Genomic DNA, 17431 nt, shown 5'->3' with positions numbered 1-17431 from the left:
ATCCGCCGGGTGCTCGACGAGCACCCCACGTTACTTACCTTTTATGATTTCCCGTCCGCCATCTGGCGGAGCCTGTATTCCACCAATCTCATCGAATCGTTCAACAAGCAGCTGAAAAAATACGTTAAACGCAAAGAACAGTTTCCGAATGAAGCATCCATCGAACGGTTTTTGGTCAGCCGGTTCGACGCGTACAATCAAAAGTTTTCCACCCGCTGCCACCTGGGCTTCGCCCAAGCCCAACATCAATTGGAAGAGATGTTTCAACGGCAGGGTTAACTTCAAGGCTGGAAGAGGACAGCCGTTTACACAAAATTATTGACGGTCCCTGCTTTTTTTACAAAAAATAATGAAGGCAGGGACAACATGAAAAAAAAGTTAGGTATTTGGGCCTTAGCTGCTGCATTAACTGTCACCTCGGGGCTAACAGCATCAGAGGCAAAGGCGGACGAAGGAAACGGGAGCGATCTGGCTTCGATGACGACTGGTGGACATACATTAACACTTGAAGGCAGCATGCCGCGCTTTACATATGATTCGGGCCTTAATTTCAGCTACCCGGAGGAAGGGGTCAAAGGAATATATGTTACTGGTCATTCAGCGGGGGGCGACCGAATGGATAAATTAATTGATCTCGCTGATTCGACAGATTTAAATGCCATGGTAATAGATATTAAAGATGATCACGGGAACTTAACCTTCAGCGTCCCGGAAGGATCGGACCTCCCTGATATAGGAAAAAATATGATCAAGGACCCTGAAGCACTGATGAAAAAACTGGAAGAGCACGATATATACCCGATCGCCAGAATTACAGCTTTTAAGGATAATGTACTTGCCAAAAAGCATCCGGAATACTCCTATCAGACAAGTGGCGGGGATACTTGGTCAAATGGAAGCGGCCATATGTTTACAAACCCGTTTATGAAAGAAGTATGGGATTATAATCTTCAAATAGCGGAGGAGGCGGCCAGGCTCGGCTTCCAGGACATCCAGTTTGATTACATCCGGTTTCCGGAAGGTTTTGAAACGAGAGAAGACCAGCTCACTTATTCCACAGGGGATTATGATAGCGGTGATGACAACGTACAGGAACGAGTGGATGCCGTTACGGATTTTGTCGCCTATTCTGAAGAGACGCTTCAAACAAAGTATAATGTAAATGTCTCAGCAGATATCTTCGGTTATTCTGCCACCCAGGAACGGGCACCGGGCATCGGCCAGGATTTTCGGTTAATTTCTGAAAATGTAGATGTTATCAGCTCTATGATTTACCCAAGCCATTGGGGAAGCGGCTATTTTAATATCGACAAGCCGGATACAAAGCCGTACGAGGTTATCGACGCCTATGCGAAGGCAGAAACAAAGATTTTATCAAGTCTCGAGGAGCAGCCGATAACCCGGCCGTGGATTCAGGATTTTACTGCAAGCTATTTAGGAAGCGGTAATTATCTGCAGTACGGAAGCACCGAAGTGGAGGCGCAGATTCAGGCGCTGCAGGATAACGGCATTGAAGAGTACCTGCTGTGGGATGCCCAGAACTCTTATTCCAAGGGTACAGACTATACGCCGTAAAACCAGAACCAAAGGAGCGGGAGATGAAAACCGCCCCTTTTTGCTGTGCGCACGAGTGAGAAAGAGCAAATTCAACAACGTTTCTCTCCGAAGCTTATATATTGGAAAGAGCGCCTGCAGAGACCTTAAATAAGTACTGAAGGCACTTACTATATACCGGATTTCGCGTTATAATGTATGTAACACAAATTTGGGGGTCATTATGTCTAAACTAAACTGGTATGAAAAATTGAACCAATACTTTCCAGTTGAAGAGATGAAATCAAAAAAGCACATGGAAGTTCTGCTGGATGAAAAAGGTGATATTTACCATAAAGATGAGGGGCCTCACCATGTTATGATGTATGTAGAAACAGAGGAATTTGTTTTTATTGATTATTTGTTAGTATCGAAGGAAGCAAGAGGGGAAGGGCTCGGGCAGAAATTACTTGACAGTCTGAAAAGTAAGAATAAACCGATTATTTTGGAAGTGGAACCCCTTGATTATGAAGAGAGTGATACGACAAAGCGATTCCGTTTTTATGAAAGAGCCGGGTTCCGGCAGGCAAAATCCATTGGCTACAGCAGAATTTCCCTGGCAACCAATGAAGTGAATACGCTCGAAATTTTATATTGGTCTCCAGACGATGCCTCAGAAGAAGTTATTTATGAAAAAATGAAGCATACGTACAAAAACATTCATACGTATAAGGACGAAGAAATATACGGGAAAGCGTATCAGGATGTTACAGAAGTGCTTACGTATAATGACAAAAATGAATTGAAGAACGCTTAGAAAGGAGGGCGAAGAGGTTATGAAAAATGCAGTTGCCAAAAAACGCAGGAAAATGAAAAGAGAAGTGCTCAGAGACATGCTTAAAAAAAACCTCAAGGGCCTGAATAAAGAAAAATCGCCCGAAAAGGGCGTTCCGACTCCTTCAAGACACACCGCTTAATACAGTGTATGCGCAGCTCAGACGGGCTGCGCTTTTTTATGCCCGAAGGTTTAAAAGTTAAATTAAGGTGGAACACTCTAACCTGTAAAGAAAAATTGGAGGGTTCCTGATGCAGACACATCAACTGTACATTAATGGCGAATACGTAAACGCTTCTAGTGATGAATATATTGAAATTGAAAACCCGGCGACGGAAGAAACTATTTCCCGAACGGTGAAAGCGACAAAAGAGGATGTGGATAAAGCTGTTGCTGCCGCCTCTGCTGCTCAAAAAGGATGGGAGCTGACACCGAATATCGAACGGGGGAAAATTGTCCGTGCCCTCGGAGATAAAATAGAAGAAAACAGGGACCGGTTTATTGACCTTCTTCAGGAGGAGCAGGGCAAAGATTACGGACTGGCCAGCGGTGAAGTGGATCTTGCCATTGATTATTTCCGCTATATGTCCGAGTGGGCAAGAAGAATTGAAGGAGAAATCCTGCCAAGTGACCGTGAAAATGAAAATATCTTCATTTACAAAAAACCTATAGGCGTTGTCGGTGGTATTGTGCCGTGGAACTTTCCGGTGTTTATTCTGGCCAGAAAAGTAGCAACAGCGCTCGTTACCGGCTGCACGATTGTACTGAAGCCGAGCCAGCAGACGCCTAACACTGCTGTCGAATTTACGAAGCTTATCGATGAAATGGATGAACTCCCAAAAGGGGTTTACAACCTGATCACAGGCACAGGCTCAGAAATAGGAAATGCTCTGGCTTCCCATGAAAATGTAGACATGATAACAATGACTGGCAGCGTGCCTGCGGGAACGAAAGTAATGGAAGCGGCAGCACAGAACATTACAAAAGTTAATCTCGAACTCGGCGGGAAAGCACCGGCCATTGTAACAGCGAACGCAGATATTGATACTGCCGTAAAACACATTACGACCTCCCGGCTTGCTAATAACGGCCAGGCCTGTACAAACGCAGAACGGGTATATGTGCACGAAAGTATCGCTGAAGAATTCACCAAACGTCTGCAGGAAGCGTTCGAACAAAAAACAATGGGAGACCCGCGCGCATCTAAAAATGCCGACGTCGGCCCGCTCGTGAGCAAAGACCGCTTCGATGAAGTGCATGCGATGGTGGAAAGTGCTAAAAAAGACGGGGCGAAAGTAGTTGCTGGCGGTGAACCAGGCGATCAAAATAAAGGTTATTTTTACAAACCAACGGTGATCAGCAACGCCCGGCATGACATGGAAATCATGCAGGAAGAAATTTTTGGTCCGGTTATTCCTATCGATACGTTCCAAACGCTTGATGAAGCAATTGAAAAAGGCAACGATACCGTATTCGGTCTTTCTTCCTCCGTTTATAGTGAGGATATGAACGAAATTATGAGAGTGGTCAACGAACTGCGCTTTGGCGAAACGTACGTCAACCGGGAAAATTTCGAAGCTGTCCAGGGCTATCACGCCGGCTTCCGAAAATCCGGACTTGGCGGTGCTGATGGCAAGCATGGAGTAGAAGACTTCTTAGCTACTCACGTAGTTTATATGCAGTACAATAACGAAAAAAATTAAAGAAATTTGGCTGGAGGGTGAACCTTCAGCCATTTTCTAACGTATATATGGTAAGGGCGGAAACAATTAAATGAGTTGTTGAAAAACAAAGCATGTAATTGAGAATCGTTCATTTAAAATAAAAAGTGAACAGTTTAAATGAATTGTCACAAAACGTTAACAAATTGTGCGCTTAGAAAGTTTTAAAACCATGATGAAGAGGTATAAATAAAGTATTGTTGAATTAAAGTCCAAAAGTATAATCATTCACAAACCAGTTAAAACCTCTTTTCAAATTAGAATAATTATTGTATAATAATCTTGTGACTAAATAGCAGAGAATATTATACGTTGTTTTCGCCCATTTTACTCCCATAGTTGGGGAAGGAGAGATTTGTTAACATGGTGACATTGCTTACATCTCCAAGTTGTACATCCTGTCGGAAAGCGAAAGCATGGTTGGACGAACATGAGATTGCTTATAATGAAAGAAATATTTTTGCGGAACCGTTAACAGTGGATGAAGTGAAAGAAATTGTCCGCCTGACGGAGGACGGCACCGATGAAATCGTCTCCCGCCGTTCAAAAGTATTTCAGGAATTAGACGTGGAAATGGAAAACCTTCCATTGCAGCGCCTTTTCCAGTTAATCAGCGAACATCCCGGGCTGTTGAGACGGCCGATCATTTATGATGATAAACGTTTACAGGTAGGCTACAATGAAGCTGAAATCCGTCGTTTCCTTCCAAGAAAAGTCCGTACTTTTAACTTGATGGAAGCGCAAAAAATGGTAAACTAAAAAGAAAGAAAAATTTCGGCGCCGGTCGGAATTTTTCTTCTTTTTATAATTACGCTTCGTTTTGCTAAAATGAGTTTCTTTCCTTGACATGAGTGTGATTTTATCTGAAAATATAAAATCAAACCAGTGTTAAATTATTGATGCTCCGCTCCCTCAACGAACGTTGCATCCTGGGATGAGCACAACTCACAAAGGGTCCAGTACGGCGCTATGATTAAAAGGATTACTATATGTTATTGTTAGGGTATAGTATTTCATAGTAAGTAGAAGACCGACCCTAGCTTGAGGAGGGAGAAAAATAGTGGAAATCGAAAGAATTAACGAGTCGACAGTGAAGTTTTACATTACGTACACGGATATTGAAGACCGCGGTTTCGACCGGGATGAGATTTGGTATAACCGTGAACGTGGAGAAGAATTATTCTTTGATATGATTAACGAAGCACACGACTTAGAAAACTTTGAAATAGAAGGACCGTTATGGATTCAGGTACAGGCACTCGATCAGGGCATGGAAATCGTAGTTACTAGAGGACAGGTTACCGATGGAAATGTGAAGCTTGAAATTCCGGTATCAGAAAACAAAGAGGAAGCCCCTGTGGATGACAACATCGTGGATATGCTTGATGAACAATACCGCTCGTCTAAATCAGACAGAAATGGCTCACTTGAGTCTGAGGATCTGGAAATCGTTATTTCCTTCCAGGACATGGAAGATTTAATCAGCCTGAGTAAGGCCTTCCACGTATCGGATGTTCACAACGAAGTATATTTCTTTGAAAATCGGTATTATCTTTATTTAGTATTTGATCAGCGTTATACAGAGGACGAACAGGACAACATGGTGAGTCATGTGCTGGAGTATGGAAATGAATCCGATCTCTCCATTTTCCGTATACGTGAGTACGGCACGACGATTGCATCCGAATATGGTCTTCAAACCTTCAATGAAAACTTCTCATAAGTATGTGTGTATCTCTAAAAGGCTGGCGTGTGACGCTGGTCTTTTATTTTTATTTTATATGACATCCCCGCATTACATCCCCCACCGGAAAGGCTGATACACATGTTTAATGCTCTCAACGCGAACGGCCGGGCAGTTTCAAGCCTGGATTCCGCTACTCTTCCCCCTTACTACTGCCCGGAGTGCGGGCACGAAGTACATCTTCGTAACAAATCAAACGCCCGTCCTCATTTTGTCCATTCCCGGCGTGCAGACTGCCGTCTGCTTTACGGAGAATCGGGGGAGCACATCCAGGGAAAAACTATGCTCGCCAGCTGGCTTAAAGACCAGGATCTTTCTCCTGTTATTGAGCAGCAGCTGCCGGAGGAAGGAAGAAGGGCAGACGTCTTCGTTCAGTGGGCAGAACGCCAAGTGGCTCTGGAGATACAGAGGAGTGCGATTGATTCGCCGCAGCTTTTGACAAGGAGCCGTACATACAAAGAAAAGGAAATCCTTTCACTGTGGTTTTTTGCTCCGAAACTGGTGCAGCGAAAAAACGCTGGACGCTGGTTTTGGAATGAAGCAGTGTGGTCTTCATTATTTTCCGGGTATTTTAATGCGGCGCCTGTGCTGATACCGTCTTCCGGGGAAGTTTTAATCGTGCAGCCGTTTTTTGAAACTTCGCCCAAGAGAATAGTAGCACGTTCCTTAAGGCTCCCGCTGGCTGCCATAAAGCTCGATTATTTTTTCGCTCCTATGAATCTGTCATTTAGCTGTATTGATGAAATACTTGCACATAAAAACAAGTGGCGCTTTTCTTCTTATCAATTTACAGGATGCGTGCAGTATTGGGAGGCCCTGGAGATATATACCCGGAACTTTTCTCATATTAGTTTGTATCCTGCGGACCTGGGCTGGCCCACGCCGTATTGCTGCGTTTTCCGGGGGCCGCCGCTCGTATGGCAGACCCTGCTGTTTTACCGGATTATTCATCAAAGGAACGTTTCTTTAAAAGATATTTTAAATTCAGTGCAAAAAGATCCGCTGCTTACTCCGTTGATACGGCCCGGTCTTCGTACAGAGGCTTACCTGCATCAGGCGGTCTGGCATTTTTTGCAATGGCTGAAATGGCGGAAAACGGTTTACTTTCACCACGGACACTGGCACATGAAAAAGGACCTGTCGTTCGGAACCTCCGCAGAAAAAGGTTGGTCGCAGGATCGCAGCTTAGTCAGAATATTCACGGCCTATATCAAAAAGCTTGAAGCAGAAAAACGATTCATTGGTACAACTGGAAATAGTTCGATACAATAGGAGAGAAAGATAAAGGGAGGTGCGTTCCATTGAGTTCATCTGCTGTAGAACAACTGCCAAAACGCGAAGAAATCAGTGAACAGTATAAATGGAATTTAGAGGATATTTTTTCAAGCAATGAAGAATGGGAAGAGGAATTCAAACAAATTCAAAGCCTGATTCCGGCAATCGAGTCGTATAAAGGCCGCCTCGGAGATTCGGGCCATATGCTGTATGAAGCCCTGCAGCAGCAGGATAAAATTACAGAGCGGTTCAGCCGTTTATTTGTTTATGCACACATGCGTTATGATCAAAATACAAATGAATCGCTGTATCAGGGTATGGAGGACCGGGCAAGAAGACTGGCGAGCCAGCTTGGCCAGGCGACGGCTTTTCTCGTGCCGGAAATTTTGACTATCCCTGAGAAAACGATTAAAGCATTTTATGAAGAAGAGCCGGAGCTCCGGTTGTATGAACATGCACTCGATGCTATTAATAAAGAACGCCCCCACGTGCTGACAGAATCAGAAGAAGCATTGCTTGCTCAGGCTTCTGAAGTGATGGCTGTACCGGGGAACACTTTTGGCATGCTAAATAATGCTGATCTGGAGTTTCCGTCGATAAAGGATGAGAACGGAAACGATGCCCAGGTGACACATGGACGTCTGCTGAACTTTTTGGAAAGCGACAACCGCCGTGTGCGTGAAGAAGCTTTTAAAGCTGTCTACAGCACCTACAGCAGGTTTAAAAATACAATCTCAAGCACACTTGGCGGTCAGGTGAAAAAGAATACGTTTAATGCAAGCATCCGCAAATACCGCTCAGCCAGAGAAGCTGCGCTAAGCAACAATCATATTCCGGAAAAAGTGTATGACCAGCTCGTTTCGACTGTCCATGATTATCTGCCGCTGCTTCACCGCTACGTAAAGCTGCGTAAGCAGGTACTTGAGCTCGACGAGATTCATAACTATGATCTGTATACGCCGCTGGTTAAAGACATTGATATGAAAATGACGTACGAGGAAGCGAAAGAAACCGTTCTTGAAGCGCTGCAGCCATTGGGAAAAGAATATACAGAAACAATTGCCGGCGGATTTGAAAAAGGCTGGGTAGACGTTTATGAAAATGTTGGAAAACGGAGCGGAGCCTATTCTTCGGGCGCATATGGAACGATGCCCTACATTTTAATGAACTGGCAGGATAGTATTAACAATGTATACACACTGGCCCATGAACTTGGGCATTCGATGCACAGCTATCTGACTCATCAAAATCAGCCTTATCCTTATGCTGATTACACCATTTTCGTCGCAGAGGTAGCTTCTACTGTCAATGAAGCGCTGCTTACCCGCCACTTATTGGCAAAAACGACAAACAAAACAGAAAAAGCGTATTTATTAAACCAGTACCTCGAAGGCTTCCGGGGCACGGTTTTCCGCCAGACAATGTTTGCTGAGTTTGAGCAGTTAATTCACGAAAAGGCAGAAGCCGGGGAAGCATTAACTCCCGATCTGCTGAACTCCCTTTATTACGAGTTAAATGAACAGTATTTCGGGCCGCATATGACGCTCGATGATGATATTGCGCTTGAATGGGCAAGGATTCCTCATTTTTATATGAACTTTTATGTATATCAGTATGCCACCGGCTACAGCGCTGCGGCTGCTTTGTCCCAGCAGATTGTTGAGGAAGGGGAGCCTGCGGTGGAACGATACCTGGAGTTTCTGAAATCCGGCAGTTCCGATTATCCGATTGAAGTTCTGAAAAAAGCAGGAGTCGATATGACTACCTCCAAGCCGATTGAACTGGCAATGAAATCCTTTGAAGATACCTTGAATGAACTGGAAGAACTGCTGCTTCAATAAAAAAATCCGCGGAGATGCATTTGCATTTCCGCGGATTTTATTTTTTCAGGTAAAGGAAGGAACATACTCCCAGTAGGCCCCATTTTTTAATGGAACGTGCTTCATTTTTCTCAACAGCACAAGCTGCTTCAGCTGCTTTTCAGCCTCTTTTTCACTCCAGTCGAATACGACTGAAACCTCTTTTGTCGTAATTCGCGGATAGCGGGAAAGAAACTTCTCAAGCGTTAGTGAATGAGAAGGCGCCGGTACGTGCCCGAGCATGTCGGAGAGGATTTCTTCGTAAACCTGGTAGGGATACAGTCCGGAAACCTTCAGGCCTCCATCTTCCACGTGATCGTTAAAAAACACGAATGTAGGGGCTTGATCGACCTCCATCTCGCGGGAGGTCCTGATATCGCAATTCAGAGCCTTCCTGGTACAGGCAGAATGTATATCGCGCTGAAATTCTTCAATGTCGAGCCCGGTAGCTTCCGCAATCTGGACAAGCGTTTCCTCCGTAGAGATGTCCTGGCCATGCAGAAACAAATTCTCTCTTATATTCCGGAAAAAAACCGAAGCAAGCTGCTTTCCCTGCATTTCTGCAGCCTTCATGGCGAGCGCAGGAATGTAAGCAGAAGGAGCCGAGTGCTTCAGCCACACGCTTCCGTCTGCCGGCATGCCGGTGCGGGTAGCCACTTCCTCATAAAACAAAGCCATTTCTTTTTTCATATCTTCTTTCACGGGCTTCTGTTTCTCTTCACTCCAGCATTCAATGTTTGAAGTGAGCAGAAGCTTTGGCGTGAAATAGTGGCCGTATTCGATGAGCAGCTTTTTTAATACAGGTTCAAATGCCCAGCATTCGGGGCATAATGGATCCATAAAAATATATAATTCAAGCGGCTTTTTCGATAAATGTGTGTCGGTAGACTGCGGCAGACTGCAGGAACCGGAACTGTCATCACAAAAAGAAAAATGCTCGTTGCCCATGACCAGTTCACGCTCCTTTCGTTATGAATTTTCTTCAGTAGTATTTATCATGTGCTGGGCTGTCACCATAAGCCGCTGAAACATTTCCTGTCTTACATCATTTTCCATTTTTATTTCTTCCATCGCTTCGTCCATGCATAACAGCCAGGCTTTCGCTCGTGTTTCCGTAATTGGAAACGGGAGATGCCGGGCCCGCAGGCGCGGATGGCCGTGTTCTTCTGTATATAAAGGCGGGCCGCCTAAAAATTGTGTCATAAACTGCTTTTGTTTACGGGCAGTTTCTGTAAGGTCTTCTGGAAAAATAGGAGCCAGATCCGGATGATCGCCAACCTTCCTGTAAAATGTATCAATAAGTTCGGAAAGTTTTTCTTCGCCAAGTTTATCAAAGCTGGATTGAAAAGCTGCCATTGTAAGCCTCCGGAACAACGTTTTAACGTTTATGCCTCCAAAGGAAGGACACTAGCGAAAAACGCAATTAGTGTATTTCAGTTTTTATTCTAGCAATGAGACCCGGCAACCGCAAATATTTTGAACGGCAGAAGCCTGTCGGGGCAAAAAAACAACCCCGGGACGGGATTGTTTTTTTTCGGGTTATACAAGATCCTGATAGTTAGCGAGCACATTTGGCACGTACTTTTGGGTCTCTTTAAACGGTGGAATACCGTCGTATTTATCAACGTTGCCTGGACCGGCATTATAGGCGGCAAGGGCAAGCGTTTTATTGCCATTGTATTTATTGAGCATGTCTCTTAAATAGCGAATTCCACCATCGAGGTTTTGTTCAGGATCCATCGGGTCTTTTACCTTCAGCATAGAAGCAGTACCCGGCATCAGCTGCATCAGCCCCATAGCACCAGCATGGCTTTTCGCATCCGGATTGAAGCCTGATTCCTGCTTTACCAGAGCTCGAACAAGTTTACTGTCTACACCGTATTTTTCAGATAAACGCTCAATCGTCTGCACAACACCTGAGCCTGAAGACTGTTTAGGTGAAGAAGGACTGGCAGAGGCGGCAGATGTTTCCTCTTTGACTTCTTTGGCGGCAGGCTCAGCTGAAGTGCTGGATGCTTCGTCTCCTAAATGGCTGAAATAGCTGTTGGCGCTCGCCGGGTTTAAGAATAACGAAGAAGATAACGGGCTGAAGCCGCTGCTGCTCTGTTCGGACATGATGGCCTGCGTTGACTTCAGGGAATCGTATAAAAAAGAGCCAAAGCGCCCGGAAGCAGAAGCTGTTTGCGAAGACATAGACGGCTGGCCGCTTCCTGCAGCTGCATTGGTTGAAGACGGGAAAAGAGAGGAAGAAATCGTCAAAAACAATCACCCCACTAATAAAATTCAGATAAGAAAAATATACCAGTATTTCAAATGAAGAACAATGTGCGTATGTTACTGTTTTTCATTCTGCTCCCGGCTGCGCTGAAAGAGACGTTCAATTTTGTTTGGTGTGCTGCGCAACGGGAATTGGTGCTGGTCTGCCAGCTCGTTCATCCAGGAAGAGACGTCTTTTTCGCTTGGGCCTTCTATTTCGAGCTCATAATCCGTGACTCCTAAATAATGACTTCGGTCAAAAAAGACTTCTCCCGTGCGGAAAGGCTGGGAGGCCCGGTAAGTGGTGAGTGTACCTATATTTTCAACAAGCCCGGAGCCGATCAGTGTCTGAAGGCGTTCGGCAACTTCGCCGGCAGGAAGCGTTCCAGCTGTGATCGCCTCCTGCGCCTCCTCGGCAGTGACAGCCTGATTCCATTCGGTGAGCCCCTCCTGGGCCGGCTCTTTTAGCGTTAAGGTGAAAGAACCGGCCCGTTCGCGTATACGCAAAGCAGATTTACGGGCGCGAAGGTCGAAGCTGCTCGTGTCAAAGTATGTATTTTTCTGCGAAGAAAAATCACTTTCCCGAATCGCAAAGTCAGCTGTAAGAGAGGAAAACTCCTTCTCCGTTAAAAGGTTCTTCGCTTCAATTTCCTGTTCTTTCGCCATGGTGAATCGTCCTTTCTAATACCGAATTACTGGAAAAACGCTATGCATTATCTTATCATATGGTTTGCGCTCTGTCTGTGTACATAAGTTATGATAAAATTAGGTACAGACAAGAAACGTATACTTTCCCTGTTTTGGAGGAATTATGACATGCAGCATATATTAACTGTGAATCATTACGAAGAAGACAATGAATCATTAATGATGTATCCGGTAGAAGAGTGGCCGGAAAAAGAATGGCAGAAATTAAGCGACGGCGGGCAGATGCTTGCAGATTCCGATGCCCTGACGCTAGTTTATGTACTGGATATGGAAGATGAATTTGTACAGCTTCGTATTCCAAAAAGAGTGTGGCCGCTTTTAAAAGCAGCTCATGAGCAAGAAAAGCATGTCTATGTAAAGAACGGGAGTGCGCTGCATTTAGAAAACTTTCATGAAGAAATTGATTATTTAATGGATAATGTGCCGGGAAACGGGAATTACGGTACTGAAATGGTATCTGCATTTGAAGAAGCGTTCAACGTATAACCTCATAATAATGTAAATGAGTGGTGGTAAACCATGAGTAACTGGCAGACATTTCTTTCGCCTTATATGCAGGCGGTAGAGGAAATTAAGGTAAAATTAAAAGGATTAAGAGAGCAGTACCAGATGTCTTCACAGCACACTCCGATTGAATTTGTTACCGGAAGGGTCAAGCCGGTAACAAGCATTCTTGATAAAGCCCAGCGCAAAGATATACCGCTCGACGAGATCGACACAAAAATGCAGGACATCGCCGGTATTCGCATTGTCTGCCAATTTGTGAGCGACATTGATACTATTGTGGAGCTGATGCGGACAAGGCAGGATTTTGATGTTTTGGAGGAGCGGGATTACATTAAGGAAAAAAAAGAGAGTGGCTACCGGTCTTTTCATATGGTCGTTTCTTATCCTGTGCATACGATTGACGGCCGCAAAGACGTCCTCACAGAGATTCAGGTACGGACAATGGCCATGAATTTCTGGGCTACTATTGAACATTCTTTAAACTACAAGTACAGCGGTGAAATTCCGGAGGATATTAAACATCGACTGCAGCGCGCTGCAGAAGCTGCGTTTCAACTCGATGAAGAAATGTCTAAAATTAAAGGCGAGGTACGGGAAGCACAGCGTATCTATATGCAAAACAGGGAAAGTGAGGGTCCAAATACATGAGTATCCCGTCCACCGATGAAAATATGCGATATAATGTTACGTCCCGGGGAGATGACACCTCCAACGAAATCAGGGACAAAGTGCTTTCCTATCTGAATGAATTCGGCCTGATCCATGACGAAGTCCATCCGGATATTGTTATTACTGTAGGAGGCGACGGCACACTGCTGCAGGCGTTCCATCATTATTATGAATCACTTGAAGATGTATGCTTTGTAGGTATACATACCGGCCACCTCGGTTTTTACGCAGACTGGCAGCCTGAAGAAGTGGAAAAGCTGGTGATTCATCTTGCAAAAACGCCGTTTCAGGTGGTGGAATACCCACTGCTTGAAGTGATTGTCCGGTACAATGAACATACGAGATTCGAACGGTACTTAGCCTTAAATGAGTGTATGGTAAAAACGCTCGAAGGATCCCTCGTGTGCAATGTAGATATTAAAGGTGAACATTTTGAAACGTTTCGCGGAGACGGCTTATGTATTTCCACCCCTTCCGGAAGCACGGCGTACAACAAATCCCTGGGAGGGGCAATTCTGCACCCTTCCTTATCAAGTATTCAAATAGCTGAAATGGCAAGCATCAATAACCGGGTCTACCGGACGATAGGCTCGCCGTTAATTCTGCCGCAGCACCATACCTGTCTTCTGCGTCCGGTAAACGATGTGGATATGCAGATCACTATTGACCATATCACCCTTGTAGACCAGGGCATCGAGTCCATTCAGTACAGGGTGGCAGAAGAAAAAGTACGATTCGCCCGTTTCCGTCCGTTTCCTTTTTGGAAGCGCGTGAAGGAATCGTTTATCGGGGAGTAAAAGGATGCGGACGATTACGTGGAGCATGCCTTCCGGGGCAGAAGGCTTGAAGGTGAAAAATTTTCTGAGTCAGTACAAGGATGTCTCTCGGCGTTTATGGAAAAAAATAGATACACTTCCGCTGTATATAAACGGGGAACAGGTCCGGGGAAATGATCGGTTAAGTGCCGGGGACGAGCTGCAGATAAGCATTCCAGCAGGAACCGTGCCGGCTCATTTTAAAGAGTCCCGGGAGCAGCTCGAGGTGTTGTACGAGGATGAAGATGTAATCGTCGTCAACAAGCCTGCAGGCCTTCCGACGCTTCCAGGAAGAGCAGTAGGGGAGGAATCACTCGCAGGGAGACTTGCCGGTTATCTGCGAAGCAAGGGCATACAGTCTGCTATTCATCCGGTTTCAAGGCTCGACCGCGGAACGAGCGGCATCGTGCCGTTTGCCTGTCATGCATATGCCCACTCCAGAATGGAAAAACATATGGATGCCGGAGCCAAAGAGTACATGGGGATCGTTGAAGGCAGATGGCCGCAGGAATTTACGTTTATAGATGTTCCGATTCGCCCGAGTACAACCAGTCTGGTGGAGCAGATAGCAGCACCAGATGGCAAAAGAGCTGTAACCACCGCAGAGGTGATTGAATTACTTCCAGAGTATACAGTCATGAAGTTTGGGCTGAAAACCGGGCGGACGCATCAAATCCGGGTGCATGCCTCTGTTTCAGGCTTTCCGCTTGCTGGTGATACGCTGTATGGAAATGAAAATGAGTGCTTGAAAAGACAGGCGCTGCACGCCTGCCGGCTGGATTTCTTTCATCCGGTACAGGAAACAATGATCACTGTTAAGGCTCCCTTCCCTGAAGATATTAATGATTTTCTGACTTCTCAGCGGCTGAAGGTATTTAAGTGATCCGGCTGCAGCGGCAGCGTGGAAGGAACCTCAACGAATTCATTCTCCGGGTAGCGGTAGGCGGTAAGCTTGTTACCAAACGAACAGCCTGTATCGATGTTTAAGGTCCGGTCGACGAGCCTCGCTTCCCATACAGGAGTATGGCCGTAAATCACAAAAGGCTTGCCGCTGTAAGAGGTGGCCCAGTCTATGCGCTCAGGTTCGCGCTCGGCGTTTAGCTTTGTCGGTCCGTACAAAACGACATTCCGGGTTCTGCGGTCCATCCGGCCGATCAGCTCCTTTTGCATGCCTCCGTGGGAAGCAAGAATATTTCCATCGTCGAACAGCTGATACAGCGGTGCTTGTTCAAATAAGTCCATAAACTTCTGCTTCACCTCCTGCTGCTTGTCAGGGAGGAGGGCTTCCCACTCCTGGATCGTTTTTTCAAGTCCGTGGCCTACCTGAACCGGCCGCCCTAAAAACCAACGGTATAGTTTGTCGCAGTGGTTTCCAGGCAAATACAGAGCATTTCCATTTTTAACCATGCGGTCTGTTATACGGATGACGTCTATAGAATTCGGCCCGCGGTCCGTGATGTCACCAACGATTATAAGCTGACGGCCGCCCGGATGCGTATAATTTTGACTATGATCATAGTCAAGTGCTGAAAGCATCTCATTCATTTCGTGCGCACAGCCGTGAATGTCACTGATAAAGTCAAATTGCCTGTTCATTCTGTGTTCCCCCTTTTGAAAAAATATAAAGGCTGTTGGACAGCCCGGCGGTTCAATGATATAAAGGTAAAGAAATTATTTGATATTGATACAATCATATCTAAAGGAGAGACAACGATGCAATTATCGCTTAAAGGAAAAACGTTTGTGGTGATGGGTGTTGCCAATAAAAGAAGTATAGCCTGGGGAGCAGCTGAAAGCCTGGCAGAAGCAGGAGCTGATTTAGTATTTACATACGGCCAGCAGCGCACCGAAAAAAGTGTCAGAAAATTGGCGGATTCGCTGGATCAGCAAGAGCCGCTCGTCGTGCAGTGCGATGTCACCAATGATGAGCAGATCCGAGAATGCTTTGCGAAAATTAAAGAAGAAGCGGGAACGATTCATGGTGTCGTTCATTCCCTTGCCTATGCGAAAAGAGAAGAGCTCGAAGGCGAATACTTAAATGCTACACGTGAAGGATTTCTCCTGGCCCAGGAAATCAGTGCGTACTCCTTTACCGCAGTTGCAAAGGCCGTAAAAGAGTTCGATTTAATGACAGAGGGGGGCTCCTTTGTGACGATGAGCTACCTCGGGGCAGAGCGGATCGTAAATAATTATAACGTTATGGGCGTAGCAAAAGCTTCCCTGGAGGCGAGTACCCGGTATTTGGCAAATGATCTTGGCGCAGATGACATTAGAGTTAATGCAATCTCAGCCGGTCCGATTCGTACACTGGCAGCTAAAGGCGTTTCCGGCTTTAACGATACCATCAAGGCTATGGAGGAGCATGCCCCGCTGCGTCGTACGGTTACCCAAAAAGAAGTCGGAGACACCACTGCCTTTCTGATGAGCGGAATGTCGAGTGGGATTACAGGGGAAGTTATCCATGTTGACGGAGGCTATCACGCTTACGGTATGTAAATCAGATCAGCAGGAACATGGTGGTAAAAGATGAAAGTAATTAAAGGGTTAAACAATAACGTTGTTATTGCAGAACATGAGGAATACGGGGAAGTTATTCTTACCGGGCGGGGGATCGGTTTTTCCAAGCGCCCGGGAGACTTCATTGACGCCGGGGCGCCGGAAAAGTTTTTCATACTGAAAAACGAAAATGAACAGACGCAATACCGACAGTTAATTGAGCATATCGACGAAACGTTTATCGCCTGTATTACAGAAATTCTGCAGGTGCTTGAAGCGGAGTGGGAGGAAACGTTCGAAGAACACATTCATGTAGCGTTAACGGATCACCTCAGCTTCGCACTTGAGAGAACAAAAAAAGGTCTAACCATCAGCAACCCATTTCTAAAAGAAACGCAGCTTGCTTATGACAAAGAATACCGGGCGGCTGGATGGATCATTGACGAAATTGAACAATGGACAGGAGTGCGGCTGCCTGAGGAAGAAAAAGGGTTTATTGCTCTGCACCTGCACGGGGCAGTGACGAGAACGCCGCTTGACCAGGTGAACGCTTATACGCGCCTGGTCAAGGATATGACGGTAATGGTAGAGCGGGCTCTTGATATTCAGCTGTCTCCGGAGGATTTAGATCACCGCCGGCTGTTCCGGCATCTGCAGCAGGCTGTCGCAAGGGTAAGAAATGGGGAGTTTGAAGAGGCGTCTGAACCATTAAAAAAAATGTTGCAGGCCGAGTATCCCTTCTGCTATAATCTGTCCTGGAAGCTCATACGAACGATGCAGCGTGCTTTGCAGACGACGATACCAGAAGGCGAAGCCGTTTATTTAACCATTCATCTGCAAAGGCTTTCATCGAAACGAAAATATTGATCTAGTGTTCCGTGTTACTGGTAAAGCAGGCATGAGAGAATGCTGATCGCGTTTAAACCAAAGGGAGAAGCAGCTTCTTTTCTCTTTGTGACCGCGCGATTAGTGTATCTCTCATGCCTTTTTTTATGCGCTGGGATCTGTGGTCA

At 45.7% G+C, this 17431-nt stretch carries 19 protein-coding genes; 14 read left to right on the top strand and 5 right to left on the bottom strand.

The window, feature by feature from the left end; genetic code table 11:
* From G548_RS0116050 to pepF, 8 genes are all read left to right on the top strand, one after another.
* Window positions 1-279 (top strand): transposase (locus tag G548_RS0116050; protein ID WP_027847490.1); only part of this gene is annotated, 279 nt, incomplete at its 5' end.
* Between the two features lie 87 nt (window positions 280-366).
* Window positions 367-1575 carry a putative glycoside hydrolase gene (locus G548_RS0116045; protein ID WP_027847489.1) on the top strand — a complete coding sequence of 403 codons (1209 nt, stop codon included), beginning with the start codon at window positions 367-369 and terminating at the stop codon, window positions 1573-1575.
* 202 nt (window positions 1576-1777) lie between these two features.
* On the top strand, window positions 1778-2350 hold the full coding sequence (locus G548_RS0116040) for a GNAT family N-acetyltransferase (RefSeq protein ID WP_022795167.1): 573 nt from the start codon (window positions 1778-1780) through the stop codon (window positions 2348-2350).
* Between the two features lie 269 nt (window positions 2351-2619).
* Window positions 2620-4071 carry an aldehyde dehydrogenase gene (gene aldA / locus G548_RS0116030; RefSeq protein WP_022795165.1) on the top strand — a complete coding sequence of 484 codons (1452 nt, stop codon included), beginning with the start codon at window positions 2620-2622 and terminating at the stop codon, window positions 4069-4071.
* A 381-nt stretch (window positions 4072-4452) separates the two neighbouring features.
* The gene (spxA, locus tag G548_RS0116025; protein WP_022795164.1) at window positions 4453-4848 is read left to right on the top strand and encodes a transcriptional regulator SpxA; all 396 of its coding nucleotides are present in this window, start codon (window positions 4453-4455) and stop codon (window positions 4846-4848) included.
* 301 nt (window positions 4849-5149) lie between these two features.
* Entirely contained in the window at window positions 5150-5812 is a 663-nt protein-coding gene (gene mecA / locus G548_RS0116020; protein WP_022795163.1) for an adaptor protein MecA, read from the top strand.
* 102 nt (window positions 5813-5914) lie between these two features.
* Window positions 5915-7105, top strand: a complete 1191-nt coding sequence (locus G548_RS0116015) for a competence protein CoiA (RefSeq protein ID WP_022795162.1) — start codon at window positions 5915-5917, stop codon at window positions 7103-7105.
* A gap of 29 nt (window positions 7106-7134) precedes the next feature.
* Window positions 7135-8949: an oligoendopeptidase F gene (gene pepF, locus G548_RS0116010; protein ID WP_022795161.1), complete on the top strand. Its 1815-nt coding sequence runs from the start codon at window positions 7135-7137 to the stop codon at window positions 8947-8949.
* Between the two features lie 45 nt (window positions 8950-8994).
* Here pepF and G548_RS0116005 read toward each other — a convergent pair whose 3' ends face one another.
* From G548_RS0116005 to G548_RS0115990, 4 genes are all read right to left on the bottom strand, one after another.
* The gene (locus G548_RS0116005; RefSeq protein ID WP_022795160.1) at window positions 8995-9915 is read right to left on the bottom strand and encodes a ClpXP adapter SpxH family protein; all 921 of its coding nucleotides are present in this window, start codon (window positions 9913-9915) and stop codon (window positions 8995-8997) included.
* Window positions 9916-9936: 21 nt separating this feature from the next.
* Window positions 9937-10323, bottom strand: coding sequence for a globin domain-containing protein (locus tag G548_RS0116000; protein WP_022795159.1), 387 nt, complete (start codon window positions 10321-10323; stop codon window positions 9937-9939).
* Window positions 10324-10506: 183 nt separating this feature from the next.
* Entirely contained in the window at window positions 10507-11226 is a 720-nt protein-coding gene (locus G548_RS19670) for a lytic transglycosylase domain-containing protein (RefSeq protein ID WP_022795158.1), read from the bottom strand.
* 75 nt (window positions 11227-11301) lie between these two features.
* Window positions 11302-11889, bottom strand: coding sequence for a CYTH domain-containing protein (locus tag G548_RS0115990; RefSeq protein ID WP_022795157.1), 588 nt, complete (start codon window positions 11887-11889; stop codon window positions 11302-11304).
* Window positions 11890-12039: 150 nt separating this feature from the next.
* Between G548_RS0115990 and G548_RS0115985 the strand changes: the two genes are divergently transcribed.
* From G548_RS0115985 to G548_RS18510, 4 genes are read left to right on the top strand one after another with little or no spacing between them, the layout of a single operon-like run.
* Complete coding sequence (locus G548_RS0115985; protein WP_022795156.1) at window positions 12040-12417, top strand: UPF0738 family protein; 378 nt, start codon at window positions 12040-12042, stop codon at window positions 12415-12417.
* 33 nt (window positions 12418-12450) lie between these two features.
* Entirely contained in the window at window positions 12451-13086 is a 636-nt protein-coding gene (yjbM, locus tag G548_RS0115980; protein ID WP_022795155.1) for a GTP diphosphokinase, read from the top strand.
* 23 nt (window positions 13087-13109) lie between these two features.
* A complete protein-coding gene (locus G548_RS0115975) occupies window positions 13110-13904 on the top strand; it encodes an NAD kinase (RefSeq protein ID WP_027847484.1) in 795 nt (264 codons plus the stop codon).
* A 4-nt stretch (window positions 13905-13908) separates the two neighbouring features.
* Window positions 13909-14805, top strand: coding sequence for an RluA family pseudouridine synthase (locus G548_RS18510; protein ID WP_022795153.1), 897 nt, complete (start codon window positions 13909-13911; stop codon window positions 14803-14805).
* On the opposite strand, the gene prpE is transcribed toward G548_RS18510, so the two are convergent.
* Window positions 14781-15518, bottom strand: a complete 738-nt coding sequence (gene prpE, locus G548_RS0115965; protein WP_022795152.1) for a bis(5'-nucleosyl)-tetraphosphatase PrpE — start codon at window positions 15516-15518, stop codon at window positions 14781-14783. The genes G548_RS18510 and prpE overlap by 25 nt on opposite strands.
* A 117-nt stretch (window positions 15519-15635) precedes the next feature.
* Here prpE and fabI point away from each other — a divergent pair, with 117 nt between their 5' ends.
* Together fabI and glcT are read left to right on the top strand one after the other, a co-directional pair.
* Complete coding sequence (fabI, locus tag G548_RS0115960) at window positions 15636-16418, top strand: enoyl-ACP reductase FabI (protein WP_022795151.1); 783 nt, start codon at window positions 15636-15638, stop codon at window positions 16416-16418.
* A gap of 30 nt (window positions 16419-16448) precedes the next feature.
* A complete protein-coding gene (gene glcT, locus G548_RS0115955) occupies window positions 16449-17285 on the top strand; it encodes a glucose PTS transporter transcription antiterminator GlcT (RefSeq protein WP_022795150.1) in 837 nt (278 codons plus the stop codon).
* Window positions 17286-17431: the final 146 nt, after the last annotated feature.

The organism is Marinococcus halotolerans DSM 16375 (assembly GCF_000420725.1).
Lineage (GTDB): Bacteria > Bacillota > Bacilli > Bacillales > Marinococcaceae > Marinococcus > Marinococcus halotolerans.
Note: the sequence above shows the minus strand (reverse complement) of the source record. Positions and strands in the feature narration are given on the sequence as shown.